Annotated in this window: 12 protein-coding genes; 9 read left to right on the top strand and 3 right to left on the bottom strand. The window is 42.6% G+C overall.

Features of this window, described 5'->3' with window-relative positions; all coding sequences use genetic code 11:
• Positions 1-186 precede the first annotated feature (186 nt).
• The gene (pyk, locus tag CDH51_RS03215) at positions 187-1,611 is read right to left on the bottom strand and encodes a pyruvate kinase (RefSeq protein ID WP_100627225.1); all 1,425 of its coding nucleotides are present in this window, start codon (positions 1,609-1,611) and stop codon (positions 187-189) included.
• Positions 1,612-1,613: 2 nt separating this feature from the next.
• Complete coding sequence (locus tag CDH51_RS03220; RefSeq protein WP_024282157.1) at positions 1,614-2,042, bottom strand: IPExxxVDY family protein; 429 nt, start codon at positions 2,040-2,042, stop codon at positions 1,614-1,616.
• Between the two features lie 319 nt (positions 2,043-2,361).
• Here CDH51_RS03220 and CDH51_RS03225 point away from each other — a divergent pair, with 319 nt between their 5' ends.
• From CDH51_RS03225 to CDH51_RS03245, 5 genes are read left to right on the top strand one after another with little or no spacing between them, the layout of a single operon-like run.
• A complete protein-coding gene (locus tag CDH51_RS03225; RefSeq protein WP_024282156.1) occupies positions 2,362-2,598 on the top strand; it encodes an acyl carrier protein in 237 nt (78 codons plus the stop codon).
• A gap of 19 nt (positions 2,599-2,617) precedes the next feature.
• The gene (gene fabF, locus CDH51_RS03230) at positions 2,618-3,868 is read left to right on the top strand and encodes a beta-ketoacyl-ACP synthase II (protein ID WP_026945909.1); all 1,251 of its coding nucleotides are present in this window, start codon (positions 2,618-2,620) and stop codon (positions 3,866-3,868) included.
• Between the two features lie 7 nt (positions 3,869-3,875).
• Complete coding sequence (gene rnc, locus CDH51_RS03235; protein WP_232724732.1) at positions 3,876-4,616, top strand: ribonuclease III; 741 nt, start codon at positions 3,876-3,878, stop codon at positions 4,614-4,616.
• A gap of 18 nt (positions 4,617-4,634) precedes the next feature.
• On the top strand, positions 4,635-6,467 hold the full coding sequence (gene nadE, locus CDH51_RS03240) for an NAD(+) synthase (protein ID WP_100627226.1): 1,833 nt from the start codon (positions 4,635-4,637) through the stop codon (positions 6,465-6,467).
• Positions 6,468-6,473: 6 nt separating this feature from the next.
• Positions 6,474-7,595, top strand: coding sequence for a prolipoprotein diacylglyceryl transferase (locus CDH51_RS03245; protein ID WP_100627227.1), 1,122 nt, complete (start codon positions 6,474-6,476; stop codon positions 7,593-7,595).
• Here the strand turns inward: CDH51_RS03245 and yidD are convergent.
• Positions 7,577-7,801, bottom strand: a complete 225-nt coding sequence (gene yidD, locus CDH51_RS03250; RefSeq protein WP_026945913.1) for a membrane protein insertion efficiency factor YidD — start codon at positions 7,799-7,801, stop codon at positions 7,577-7,579. The genes CDH51_RS03245 and yidD overlap by 19 nt on opposite strands.
• A 91-nt stretch (positions 7,802-7,892) precedes the next feature.
• Between yidD and CDH51_RS03255 the strand changes: the two genes are divergently transcribed.
• The 4 genes from CDH51_RS03255 (at position 7,893) to CDH51_RS03270 (ending at position 14,782) form a co-directional block, all read left to right on the top strand.
• Complete coding sequence (locus CDH51_RS03255) at positions 7,893-9,302, top strand: POTRA domain-containing protein (protein ID WP_100627228.1); 1,410 nt, start codon at positions 7,893-7,895, stop codon at positions 9,300-9,302.
• An 83-nt stretch (positions 9,303-9,385) separates the two neighbouring features.
• A complete protein-coding gene (locus CDH51_RS03260) occupies positions 9,386-10,204 on the top strand; it encodes a PorV/PorQ family protein (RefSeq protein WP_100627229.1) in 819 nt (272 codons plus the stop codon).
• Complete coding sequence (locus CDH51_RS03265) at positions 10,192-12,297, top strand: helix-hairpin-helix domain-containing protein (protein WP_100627230.1); 2,106 nt, start codon at positions 10,192-10,194, stop codon at positions 12,295-12,297. The genes CDH51_RS03260 and CDH51_RS03265 overlap by 13 nt, the downstream gene beginning before the upstream one ends.
• Positions 12,298-12,364: 67 nt before the next feature.
• Positions 12,365-14,782, top strand: coding sequence for a zinc-dependent metalloprotease (locus CDH51_RS03270; protein WP_100627798.1), 2,418 nt, complete (start codon positions 12,365-12,367; stop codon positions 14,780-14,782).
• Positions 14,783-14,820: the final 38 nt, after the last annotated feature.

Below are 14,820 nucleotides of genomic sequence, written 5' to 3' on the forward strand. Positions count from 1 at the left end.
GTTATGGTTAGTTTGCTTTCAAAACTCTGTATAGACACGAATTGATTTCTGAATAATCGCGAACTGTAGATTTTTCACTGTGAACTGTAGAAGTTTCACCCTGAATTGAAAAAAGCCCCGAGGGGCTTTATCTAAATTTTAAATAAAAGTCTGACTAATCAGTAAATAGGATGGCTTAAAATATTATTAATCCACTATATGGATTTTCAACATATTGGTCTTGCCTTTGGCCTTGAGTGGCATACTGGCAGTATTGATAATGATATCTCCAGGATTTACATGGTCATCACGCTTCAGGGTATTCTCGATATCTTCGAATGTAGCGTCTGTGGAAATTTGATTCTCATAGTAATAAGCGCGCACTCCCCAGACCAAAGACATTTGAGTGATCAACTTCTGATTTCGGGTGAAAACAAAAATACTTGCCTTTGGACGATGAGAAGAAATCCGGAAAGCTGTAAAACCTGAAGAAGTAATCCCCACGATAGCTTTTGCCTTGACGTTTCTTGAAAGTCTGGAAGCCATCAGGATGAGATTATTGCTCAAGAAAGTTGGTGCACTTTCTGGGATTTTGTAGAGGTTGTGATAAATATCTGAGTTATCTTCTAAGTACTTGATAATGCTAGACATAGCCTTTACTGCATTCACAGGATATTTTCCTGAGGCTGTTTCGGCAGAAAGCATCACCGCATCCGCACCATCAAGAACCGCATTCGCCACATCATTGGTTTCTGCCCGGGTAGGTCGTGGATTGGAGATCATACTTTCCATCATTTGAGTGGCGATGATGACTGGCTTGCAAGCAAGCTTACATTTCTCTACCATTTTCTTTTGCCATAAAGGAACGATTTCTTGAGGTACTTCCACTCCAAGATCTCCCCTTGCTACCATGATGGCATCTGTCGCTTCGATGATATCATCGATATTATCCAAAGCTTCCGGTTTCTCGATTTTTGCAACAATCCTGCAGACTTTTCCTGCTTTTTGGATTCGCTCTCGCAAATCAGTGATGTCATCCGCTGATCTTACAAAAGAAAGCGCAATCCAATCTACCTCTTGCTCCAAACCAAAGACTAAATCTTCTAGGTCCTTTTCGGTAAGAGAAGGTGCAGATACCTTTGTATTAGGCAGGTTAATCCCCTTTCTGGACTTTAAAATACCCCCATGAACTACCGTACAGTTTACATTTTTGCCGTCGGTATCCTCCACGATCAGTTCCAAATTACCATCATCAATCAATATACGATCGCCAGAAACCACATCATTAGGCAGGTTTTGATAAACTGTAGAAACCAAGGAAGCATTTCCCACTACAGGGTCATTGGTAATCGTGATTTTATCACCAGGAACAATTTCAACTCCGTTATTCTCTACCTCTCCTACACGGATTTTTGGACCCTGAAGATCCTGCAGTATGCCTAGGTGTAAATTGTCTTCTTTATTAATTCTTCGGATAATTTCAATTACCTCTTTATGGATAGCATGGCTACCGTGGGAAAAGTTTAGCCGAAATACATTGGCCCCAGCAGCTGCTAAGCTTTTGATCGTTTCATAATTATTGGAAGCAGGTCCAATGGTAGCAAGAATTTTGGTCTTGTTGAATTGATTCATTATTAATAGGTTAATAGGTTTTCTTTTGATTTTAATTTCGAGATATCAAGCTTCATGACATTTTGTACATAAGGAATCTGCCGGAGATTGGAAACAAAAATTTGAGCGTCCAATAGCTCTGTTTCATCTTGTACCAATAGAAAATAATCCATGGTCCTAAGTTCGGGAATCAAGTAAGATACATTTCTTTCGGAGGTGATTGCCTTGTTTTTCAGAAGCTGAATAAATCCATGAGGTAAAGAAAGGAAATATTGGCTAATTTTCAGATTGGGTGCAGACAAAAACTCCAATTCGATATCATCCTCCCGCGTTAGATCTAAATGGAGCGCACGATTAATCAGCCAGGCCATTTTGTAGTCCTTTACAGGAGATACAATACCCAAAAGCTCAAAATCATAGGTATGCTCAATTTCTAATCTGACTTTCTTCATTTAGGCTTGGCAAGACTTAGCTCAAAGTTAGAAATAAAAAAATGACGAAAAATGAAGTAGCACCTCTTTCAGATTTTTTTTGAGAAAATAAGCTCCTAAAAAAAAGAGTTAACAACAAACCAATCAAAAGGCTAGCTTCTTCGACAAAGATTGAAAAATCCTCAAATACTGGGAATATTGACCCTGAAATTTGAAGATTTTAATTAAATTTCTGTGTTGAGCGACAAAGTTGGTAAAAAATTTACTTAGACCTTTTCTTTGCCTATTCGCTTTTAAATATATTTCTTTGCGGAGTGTTATTAACTAAACTGATCACAAAATGTCTGAAATTGCACAAAAAGTAAAAGCCATCATCGTAGACAAACTTGGCGTAGAAGAATCTGAAGTGACTATGGAAGCTAGCTTCACCAATGATTTGGGAGCTGACTCTCTTGACACTGTAGAATTGATCATGGAATTCGAGAAAGAATTCAACATTTCTATTCCAGACGACCAAGCTGAGCAAATTGGCACTGTAGGTCAAGCTGTCTCTTACCTTGAGGCTAACGTAAAATAATCATTCTTTCATTCATTTTATGAATTTGAAACGAGTTGTAGTAACGGGTATAGGCGCCATCACTCCCATTGGCAATACTTCCGAAGAATTTTGGAAGGGATTGACAGCGGGCGTAAGTGGCGCTGCACCTATTACCAAATTCGACGCATCACTTTTCAAAACCCAATTTGCCTGCGAAATCAAAAATCTCGATGTAGATAATTTTATCGACAGAAAAGAGGCAAGGAAAATGGATCCTTTCACACAGTATGCCATGATCTCCGTTGATGAGGCGATGGCTGACTCAGGATTGGATTTGGACAAAATTGACAAAGCACGTGCAGGGGTTATTTGGGGATCAGGAATCGGTGGATTGCGTACATTCCAAGACGAGGTTACTAGCTTCGCCTTAGGAGATGGAACGCCTAGATTCAATCCTTTCTTTATTCCTAAGATGATCGCTGATATCAGTGCAGGTTTTATTTCCATCAAATATGGATTTAGAGGTCCTAATTTCGTCACTGTTTCGGCTTGTGCTTCTGCCACTAATGCGCTAATCGATGCATTCAATTACATCCGAATGGGCAAAGCTGATATTTTCATATCAGGTGGCTCGGAAGCAGCGGTAACTGAAGCAGGAATCGGAGGATTCAATGCGATGAAGGCATTGTCGCAAAGAAACGATTCACCTGAAACGGCTTCTAGACCTTTTGATAAGGATAGAGATGGTTTTGTGTTGGGTGAAGGTGCCGGAGCTCTTATACTTGAAGAGTATGAGCATGCAGTAGCGAGAGGTGCCAAAATCTATGCAGAGCTAGTCGGTGGTGGAATGTCAGCGGATGCCAATCATATTACCGCTCCACATCCTGAGGGATTAGGAGCTAGCGAAGTGATGGAATCTGCACTGAAGGATGCTAATCTTAGTCCAGCGGATATTGATTATATCAATGTGCATGGAACCTCCACTCCACTTGGTGATGTGAGTGAAACCAAAGCGATCCAAAAAGTATTCGGAGAACACGCTTACAAGCTCAATATCTCCAGTACCAAGTCCATGACTGGTCACTTATTGGGAGCTGCTGGAGCTATCGAAGCAATTGCTTCTATCATGGCTATCAAACATGGGATTATTCCTCCGACGATCAACCATTTCACGGACGATGAAACCCTTGACCCCAAACTTAATTTGACATTCAATCAGGCTCAAAAGCGTGATGTAAATGTTGCATTGAGTAATACCTTCGGTTTTGGCGGACACAACTGTTCTGTCATCTTTAAGAAAATAAACTGATTACCAGTTGAATTTGCTGAAGCGTCTGGGAATTCAAAACTTATTTCTGAGTAAAAAAGACAAAAGGCTTGCCTCCTCCATCAAAATGATGACTGGAGGCAAGCCTTTTAATATTTCCCTCTATCAACTGGCCTTGACTCCGGCGGCTTTGGGGGAAGAAAGCCCACAAGGCTATCGAGTAAGCAATGAGCGCTTGGAGTTTTTAGGTGATGCCGTTCTCGGTTCAGTCATTGCCGAGTACCTTTTCCAAAAATACCCCTTACGGGATGAGGGCTTCCTCACCGAAACTCGCTCCAAACTTGTCAATCGGGAAAGCCTAAATCAGACCGGAATCAAAATCGGAATCAAAAATATGCTCTGGGAGTATATTGAGGACAGGCCCTTTACTGCGAATAAATCTCTTTATGGGGATATTTTGGAAGCGATGATCGGAGCCATTTATCTTGATCGGGGTCATGCTTTCACCAAGAATTTTATCCTGCAGCGCATCCTCCTTCACTTTGATATCCAAGGGATGATCGCAACCACCTCCAATTACAAATCAAAAATCATCGAGTGGACTCAAAAAGAAAATAAGGAGGTGGATTTTAAGATAATTGAAATCAATGGCAACCAGCGGTACAAAGAGTTTGTTGTAGCTTTGAGAATAGAAAATCGAGACGTAGCCATTGGAAAAGGTCCCACTAAAAAGAAAGCAGAACAGGAGGCCTCCAAAATTGCTTGCGAACAATTAAAAATCCCCCATTAGAATTCCCCTTCAATCAGTATGAAATTAGCACTTGCCACAGTCAATCAGACACCGCTAGACTGGACGGGAAATCTCCAGCGAATCATTGCTGCGACCGACCAAGCCAAGCAAGAAGGTGCAAAACTTATTTTTTTTCCTGAGCTCTGTATTACTGGTTATGGCTCAGAGGATCTATTTCTCAGCTATTGGTACCCTGCAAAAGCTTTAGACCAACTCCAATTGCTGCTCCCTCATAGCCAAGGTGTAACGATAGCCGTGGGTCTCCCCTACCGAATCCAAGACAAGGTCTACAATACCATGGCCTTGCTTGAGAATGGTAAGCTGAAAGGCTTTGTAGCTAAGCAGTTTATGGCCATCGACGGCGTTCACTATGAATTCCGCTGGTTTACTCCCTGGAAAGCTAATGAACAGATCGAAGTTGATTTCTTTGGAGCGAAAATCCCCTTTGGCGATATCACCTTCGAAAAAGAAGGAATTCATTACGGATTTGAGATCTGTGAAGATGCTTGGAGAGGAAAAGAAAGACCGGGCTATAGACTTTGTGATCGAAAAGTAGATTTGATCATCAGTCCCAGTGCAAGCCATTTTGCCATGGGCAAAACACTTGAGCGCAAGCAATTAATCGAAGACAGCTCAAGGATTTTTGACTGCTTCTATGCCTATGTAAATCTTCTTGGAAATGAATCCGGAAGGATGATTTTTGATGGAGAGGCGCTTTTCGCCAAATCAGGAAAAATTCTCTATCGAAATCAACTTCTCTCCTTTCAAGACTATCAGGTCATGACCTTCGACTACAAGGATGAGGAGCAAGAAATTACAGAAATTCATCCCAAGGAGTGGGAGTTTACTCAAGCTTCTGCCTTGGGTCTTTTTGATTACCTAAGAAAAAGTAAAAGCAAAGGCTTTGTACTTTCACTTTCCGGTGGAGCAGACTCCTCGACCATTGCTGTATTGGTTGCAGAGATGGTCCGCAGAGGTCTCGAGGAGCTAGGATTACAAGCATTCTGTCAAAAGATCGGTTTGAATGACTGGGAAAACTATTCAAAAGATCCCGAAAAACTCCTGGTTAATGAACTTTTAACCACCGCCTACCAAGGTACTTCCAATTCATCCAAAGACACGCTAGAAAGCGCTCAATCCTTGGCTGAAAGTCTTGGGGCTAAGTTTTACCATTGGACTATCGATGAGGAGGTTTCTTCCTACACCTCCAAGATTGAAAATGCCTTGGGAAGGAAGCTGACTTGGGAGAAGGATGATATCACCTTGCAAAACATTCAGGCAAGGGCACGTTCTCCTATTATTTGGATGCTAGCCAATATCAACAATGCACTGCTTTTAGCTACTTCCAACCGGTCGGAAGGCGATGTAGGCTACACGACAATGGATGGCGATACGAGCGGAAGTATTTCCCCTATCGCAGCAGTTGATAAATACTTCGTGCTCCATTGGTTAAGATGGGCAGAGGAAAACCTCAATCGGCCGGGACTTAAAAAAGTCAACTCACTGCAGCCTACTGCCGAACTTAGACCAAGTGAACGAAGGCAAACGGATGAAAAGGATTTGATGCCCTACTCGCTAATTGTGGAAATTGAAAAACTAGCGATTCGGGATAGGCGATCCCCTATGGACATTTATTGGCTCTTGAAAGAAGAACTGGACCTGAATCCAGAAGAATTGAAAGGTTATGTAAAAAAATTCTTTCAACTTTGGGCAAGGAATCAGTGGAAACGGGAAAGACTCGCTCCTTCCTTTCATTTGGATCAATTCAATGTTGACCCAAAAACTTGGTATCGATTCCCTATCCTTTCCCAAGGATTCTCAGAAGAACTCGCACAATTGGAAAAAGCTTAATATCCCATGAATTTGACACAGTTTTTAAATTACATCGTCTGGGATCCAAACCCGGCTGTAATCCCCGGATTTGATCGACTAAGATGGTATAGTCTTCTTTTTGCCCTTGGCTTTATTATTTCCCAACAGTTTATGGTCTACTTTTTCAGAAAAGAAGGGCATAAGGAGGAATTGGTCGATAAACTTACCATTTACATGGTGTTGGCTACTATTATCGGTGCCCGGCTAGGACATGTTTTGTTCTATGAGCCTGCCAGATATTTGAGCAATCCGATTGATATTTTGAAAGTCTGGGAAGGTGGACTTGCTTCTCACGGAGCAGCGATAGCCATTTTGATCGCGCTTTGGATGTATGCGCGCAAAACGCCCGGCCAAAGCTACCTCTGGGTAGTGGATCGGATTGTCATCGTCACTGCCATGACGGGAGCACTTATTCGCTTAGGAAATTTGATGAATTCCGAGATCGGTGGAAAGGACATGGAAAGCGACCAAGGAATCGTCTATGCACGAGATTTGGAAGAAATACTGGAATCCTTGCGAGTACCCATTATTTCTATCGATGCTTACAAACCAGATGATCGAAGTGATGAACTCACCGGAAATGGGATTGTCCCAGTAAATGTAAGAATCGAAATCAGCAAAGGCGATTTCAGCAAAGAGACTTTAGAAAACACCCTACAAAGTGACGTGAAGTATGCCCTCACGCAGTTTAATAGCTCCAAAAAGTATTTTGCAGAACCCTTGGAAACACCGCTCAATTTGACACTTGAGGAAGATAGAGACAGCTTTATCGCAATTGTCAAAACCTTCGGTAAAGCCAAACATCCAACACAGATTTATGAATCAGTGACCTACTTTATCATTTTCCTCCTTCTATTAGGAATTTGGTGGAAATATAAAGAACAGGTACCGGAAGGACTTCTTTTGGGGCTTTTCCTAGTCCTTGTCTTTGGAATGCGCTTCGTTTGGGAGTTTTTCAAAGAAAACCAAGTGGAATTTGAAGAGGGTCTTCAATACAATATGGGTCAGCTCCTGAGTATTCCATTGGTACTTGGAGGGATATTCCTGATCATCAGAGCCTTGAAAAACGGACTCAAGCCCCTCAAAGATCAGGGAACAGGATCATGACCCTGACCACCCCAAGGGTGACAACGGGAAATTCGCTTGATTCCTAGCCATCCCCCTTTCAAGGGTCCATGCTTGAGGATAGCTTCTTTCGTATATTGACTACAAGTGGGTGTATACCGACAGGAGGAAGGAAAAAGTGGCGATATCGTATACTGATAGACCAATACCGGAAAAATGGCGATCTTTCTAACAAGGTTTTTCCACATGTGTTGTTTTATTGGTCTGATTGATTTGAAAACCAAAACTATTGATTGAAAATTCCCGGTGAAAAATCCTTTTGTACATATTTTCATTTTTATGCTGCTAGCTTTAGGCTGGAGCCATGAACTATGTGCACAGGATACTAGCTTAGCCCCTGCGCGGCAAAGTCCACCTGACAGTGTTTATGTGAACAATATATTCATCATCGGGAATGAAAAAACGCAAAAGAATATCATTCTTCGGGAGCTTGACTTTGCTAGTGGATACTATTACGATTGGGATACTTTTCTAGAAATCTTACAAGCTGACCAAAATAAAATCTACAATCTTAGGCTTTTCACCTCTGTGGAGATTACGCCGCTCTTCACGGAAGATGATCAGGTGGAAATCCTGATTCGGGTAAAGGAGCGTTGGTATATTATTCCTTCCATCATTTTTCAATTGGCGGACCGTAACTTCTCGGAGTGGTGGACCAACCAAAACAGGGATCTTTCCAGAGTAAATTATGGCCTCCGAGTATCACATGGAAACGTGGGAGGTAGAAATGAAAAGTTGAGATTCAGTGGGCAACTTGGTTTTACTCGAGCATTGGACTTGCGATATAGCAAGCCATACATCGATAAAAATCAAAAACACGGACTTGCCACACAGATCACATTCTTTGAGCAAAAGACTTTGGCCATTCGATCGGCAGATAACCGGCAGGTCTTTTTCACCAATGAAACTGAGGACATTCTTCGAAAAAGCCTCACGGCTGCCGTTCAGTATACCTATCGGCGAACATTCTATAATTTTCATTTTTTGACATTGGGCTATTCATCCAATACAGTGGATGAAGACGTTTTAAACGAGAATCCCAACTACTTTGTCCACGGTGAGAACTCGCTCCGCTATCTCTACATGAGTTATACTTTCCGTCATGATAATCGTGACCTTGCTGCTTATGCGACCAAAGGAGAATTGCTTCAAGCAACAGCAACCAAGTATGGTATTTTCAATACTGATGATATTGATGAGATAGAAGTTAGCATTACGGCGAATAAGTATTTGCCCATCAATGACAAGTTTCATTTTGCCACAGGACTAACAGCTAACTGGTTTTTGAGTCCCAATCAGCCTTACACGCTTGTACGAGGTGTGGGATATAACCCGAACTTCATACGAGGCTATGAACTGAATGTCATCGAAGGACAGCAATTGTATGTTCACAAAAACTCATTCCGTTGGAAATTCCTCGATTGGGCGATCGATATTTCGAACATCATGCCCCTTGAGCAGTTCAGCACGATTCCATTTCGCTTTTACCTCAGTGCCAATTTCGATCATGGCTATGTGAAGGATAGAAACCAACTTCCCGAAAACGCACGATTGACCAATCAATATCTCTATGGATATGGGTTAGGGATTGACTTGGTGGGATTTTATGATGCTGTTTTCAGACTGGAATATTCACTTAACAACTCTGGACAGGGCAATCTTTTCCTAAATATCAAAGCTCCTTTCTAAAACTCTGAGAAGGAAGTAATTACAAGTATTTGTAGTTATTTATTTTTTAACCTAAATTCAAAGGAGACTTTTAATTGACTCCGATGAAAAAGGTCCTGACTTTTATTTTGACCTGGGGGATTATTCAATTTGCTTTTGCACAAAACGACCCTCTGACCCAAACTCACGGCGCCCGAATGATCGCTTTGGGAAATATGCGGGTTCACCTTCCGGACACCTGGTCTTACTTCAATAATATCGGAGCTTTGGACCGGGCAAGCTACACGGGAATGGTGGCTGGCTATGATCACCGATACAATCTCAAGGAACTTTCCACCTTTAGTCTAGCTGGAAGTTTTCGGAATACTTGGGGAACTTTTGGTGCAGGAATTAGCCGCTTTGGTGGTCCGCTGCTCAATCAGCAAACTTTGGGTGTGGGATATTCAAATACGCTTGGGATCAGCAGCTTTGGAATAAAGCTGGAATGGGCGCAAACGCAAATCGAAGGATTTGGAAGTGCGGGGGGATTGGTAGTCAGCATTGGAGGCGTGACAGAGCTGAGTCCATCCCTTTTCCTAGGAGCGCATATCAGCAATATCAATCGAGGAAAGATCAGCCCAGAAAGCGAAAGCAGAATGCCTACCTCGGTGCAATTGGGACTTCATTATCTCCCTTCCGAGTCTGTCAGTCTTTTACTGGAGTTTGAAAAGGATATCCTTCAAGACCCCATCGTGAAGGCTGGAATCGAATATCGGTTGAAAGAGTGGGTGATCCTTCGAACGGGTGTGAATTCTCAGCCAGCCAAGATTTTTGCTGGATTTGGAATTCAAAAAGAATCTTACGGTTTTGACTATTCCTATGGCAATCAATCAGCCCTAGGAAACACACATCACCTTAGCCTTTTCTACCGATGGAACGACTGAGGAAAATCGGACTATCGGCCTTAATTCTATTCGTTTCAGGTCAAATTGCATTTGCTCAAACACCTCCAAAACCTGAAATCAACCCGGAAGATCTCATCGAACGTCTTTTCCCCATTCCTGAGGATGATATTGACTATGAAAGTATTTACGAAGTCCTGCTCCAACTCTACCTCAACCCGATCAATCTGAATCGGGCGGATTATGAAAGCTTGCAGGCGAGTTACCTTCTGAATCCAAATCAGATCGAGAGCTTTTTCAAATACCGAGACCAACATGGCGATCTGATTTCCCTTTATGAACTTCAGGCAATTCCTGAATTTGACCCTGTCACTATTGAGCGTTTACTTCCCTTTGTGACATTGGAGGAAAAAAATCAACGAACAAAGGGTTTTTGGCAGCGATTATCTGAAGAAGAACAAGCCTATTTCATTTTTAGGCACAGAAGAGTCTGGGAGCAAAGGAGAGGCTTTAGTCCAGCGGACACGAGTAGTACAGGACGTATTTCTTCCCGGTATTTGGGTGATCCAAATGACCTATACCTGAGGTTTCGGATTCAGCATGCGAGGGATTTTAGTCTTGGATTTACTTTAGACAAAGATGCTGGCGAGCAATTCACTTGGGATCCAACAACCCGCCGCTACGGCTTCAATTTTTTCTCCTTCCATTTTCAACGCTACAAAGTTGGTAAGTGGAAAACCCTGGCATTGGGAGATTTTCAAGCCTCATTCGGTCAGGGATTGGTCTATGGCGCAGGGTACACTTTAGGCAAAGGTGCAGAAACAGTGCCTACTGTCCGGCGTAGTAGCGTGGGAATCCTCCCTTACACAGCCGCATTGGAGTTTGGATTCTTTCGAGGTGCTGCCGCGACCTATGAGCATCGAAAATGGGAATTTACTGCTTTGGCGTCCTTCGCTCCTCGTGATGGTCGTACTAGAGAAGCTCTTGACAGCCTTGAAGACACCAGCAACCTTATTAGCTCATTCAATCAAAGCGGGCTTCATCGTACTCCCTCCGAACTAGCCACCAAAAATCAATTCCGTGAACTCAGTCTAGGAGGTGCTATTCAGTACAAGCCAGTTTCTAGGGCACAGATAGGTGCTACTTTTCTCCACACTGCTTTTGATAGAACCTGGATACCACAACAGAGGCGCTACAATCAGTTTGAATTCAGGGGAAGGAGTAATCAATTGGGAAGTTTTTATTTCAATTACAATTGGAAAAACTTTCTCTTTTTTGGAGAAAGTGCCTTTTCAGCTTCCGGAGGAAATGGCACCGTGATCGGAATGATTTCCAGTCTTAGTCCGAAAGTTGACTTTTCCCTCCTGTGGAGAAATTACGGGAAAAACTTCCATAGCTTTTATGGGAATGCTTTTGCAGAAAGTACCCGCCCTATCAATGAGCGGGGAGTCTACATGGGCTTGGAAGTGCGTCCTGACAAGAAATGGAAGCTAAACGCCTACTATGATTTTTTCAGATTTCCTTGGCTGAGATTTAGGTTATACAACCCTTCAACCGGCTATGAATGGCTGACTAGATTGAGTTATCGTCCATCACGTACCTTGAATGCTTTTGTTCAATTCAGAGAAGAGCAAAAAGATCGAAATCTTCCAGATTTGAATGAGCCGGCTACCCCCTACCGCAGTCAAGCCATACGAAGACGAACAGGCCTTTTGAACTTGGATATTCAACTGACCAAAAATCTATTTACTCGAAGCAGGATTTGGTGGACAGGAGTTGATTTTGGCAGTAATTCAAGCAATGGATTTATGATTATCCAAGATTTAAGATTTGCTGGAGAAAAATGGAAAATCACCAGTCGCTATGCACTTTTTGATACGGATGACTTCGATAGCAGAATTTATGCTTTTGAAAACCATGTGCTTTGGACCTTTTCCATTCCGGCATTTTCTGGCCAGGGACAGCGCTATTATCTTTTGGGTGAGTATGATTTGAGTCGAAAGCTTAGGCTATATTTTCGATTTGCCCGAACTTCATTTACTGATCGGGAAAAAATCAGTTCTGGACTACAGGAAATTCAAGGCAGCCGACAAACTGAGACCACACTTTTGCTTCGATACTATTTAAATCGCTAAATTTCCATCAATGGTAGGCAATGTCCCTTCATTTTTGATAATTTTCCATAAAAGACCATCAAACCTTATGAACAAAATATTACTAACAACTTTCAGCTTGCTGTTCAGTATTTCCTTGACCTATTCGCAAGGGCTGGATCTTAGCAAGTTTGAAAAGAATGAAGGATTTGTAGACTTCTATCTCGATCGGGAGAAAGGTAAAATTTATCTCCAAATCGAGGACTTGGAAGAAGAGTTTCTATATGTCAATTCACTCACAGCAGGCGTAGGGTCCAATGACATCGGACTCGATCGCGGCCAACTCGGAAACACGAGAATTGTAGAATTCCGACGATCGGGCAACAAGATTTTCCTAGTTCACAAAAACTATGATTTCAGAGCCTATTCGGATAATTCCTATGAGGTCAAATCGATTCAAGATGCTTTTGCAGAATCAATTTTATGGGGATTTGAGATCAGCCAAAAAGATGGAGAAAGCCTAATAGTAGATGCCACCAACTTCTACATGCAGGATGTCCATGGAGTTGGAGATAGACTGAGCCAAAGACGACAAGGAACCTACCGAGTTGATAATTCTCGATCAGGCCTCTACTTTGACATGATCAAGAACTTCCCTGAGAACACAGAGGTAGAAGCGACCATCACCCTCACCGGGAATGCTACAGGTGGATTGATTCGATCCGTCACACCTAGTCCGGATGCAGTGAGCGTGAGACAGCGGCATTCCTTCATCAAACTTCCTGATGATCAATACCAACCTCGAGAATTTGATCCAAGAGGTGGATTTTTCTCGATCAGCTATATGGATTTCACTACCCCGATCTCTGATCCAATTATGAAGCGATTCATTAGCAGACATCGCTTGGAAAAGAAAGACCCTAATGCGGCTGTTTCGGAAGTTGTAGAGCCTATAGTTTATTACTTGGATAGAGGAACTCCTGAGCCTGTAGCTTCAGCACTGATAGAAGGCGGCAACTGGTGGAGTCAAGCTTTTGAAGCAGCAGGATTCAAGAATGCCTTCCGGGTTGAAATGGCTCCTGAAGGAATGGACCTGATGGATGTACGCTACAATGTCATACAGTGGGTTCATCGCTCTACCCGAGGCTGGTCCTACGGAAGTAGTGTCAGAGACCCTCGAACAGGAGAAATCATCAAAGGACAGGTTTCTTTGGGTTCTTTGCGAGTACGCCAAGACTACCTGATTGCTCAAGGTCTTTTGCAACCATTTGAAGACGGAAAACCAGCAGATCCGAGAATGCTAGAAATGGCCTTGGCAAGATTACGCCAGCTTTCAGCACATGAAATTGGACATACCATTGGTCTGGCTCACAGTTATGCTACATCCGCAGAAGGTCGATCTTCTGTCATGGATTATCCTCATCCCTACATTACTCAAGCATCCAATGGAGAACTTGATCTTTCCCAAGCTTATGATGACAAAATTGGCGAATGGGATAAGTGGGCGATCAAATATGGCTACGGAACTCCGGCTCAAGGACAAAGTGAGGAAGAGTTTTTGGAAAAAACCTTGGAAGACACCTACGCTGCAGGATATGAGTTTATCACAGATTCTGATTCCAGAGACCCAAGTGGAGCCCATCCCCGCTCCCATCTGTGGGACAATGGTGCTTCGGCAGCAGAAGAACTTAACAGGATGCTAAATCTTAGAAAAAACAAACTAGCATCTTTTGGACTAAATGCCATCCCAGAAGGTACACCACATGCTATGCTGGAAGAAGTGCTCGTTCCTTTGTTTCTCATGCATCGCTATCAAGTGGAGGCGACAAGCAAACTGATTGGTGGCTTGGACTATACCTATAAAATCAAGGGAGATAATCAGCCAAATCACACCTGGATTCCAGCATCTCAACAAGAAGAAGCTCTTGATGCCCTACTTCGCACAATCAGTCCGCGTGAATTGGAAGTGCCAGAACATATATTGGCTTTGATCCCACCAAGACCTTATGGATATGGCAGAAATAGAGAAACATTTGTCTCTCGTACTGGCCCAGTCTTCGATCCTATCGCTCCGGCAGAGAGTGTGACAGATGCGGTTTTCACCTTCCTTTTGGAAAGCGGTAGAGCCAATCGTCTTCACCTACAGGCTATGCAAAATGCTGATCTTCCGAGTCTCGAATCTGTTTTGGACAAAGTGACTGCTCAGCTGTTTTCCAACACTAACCGCGTGGATTTACAGCAGGAAATCAAAATGATGACTGAAGCAAAATATGTAGATTACTTAATCGCATTGTCCAAAAATCGGGATGCTTCGAATTCTGTTAGAGCTATTGTGAGAGCAGAATTAGAAGAAATCTCCAAAATGGGCGGACCAAATGGTATGCTTGCCATGCATCGCGATTACCTTTCTGATAAGATTGAAAGCTTCCTCGAGCTTCCACAGGAAATATCCTCGCCAGAAGCCCTCAAAATTCCAGATGGTGCCCCAATTGGGATGGAAAGTATGAGTTGTGACTTTGAATATTGAATCAAAAAGATCCCGGAGAAATTCGGGATTTTTTATTT

Source organism: Algoriphagus formosus, from assembly GCF_002807035.1.
GTDB classification, from domain to species: Bacteria; Bacteroidota; Bacteroidia; order Cytophagales; family Cyclobacteriaceae; genus Algoriphagus; species Algoriphagus formosus.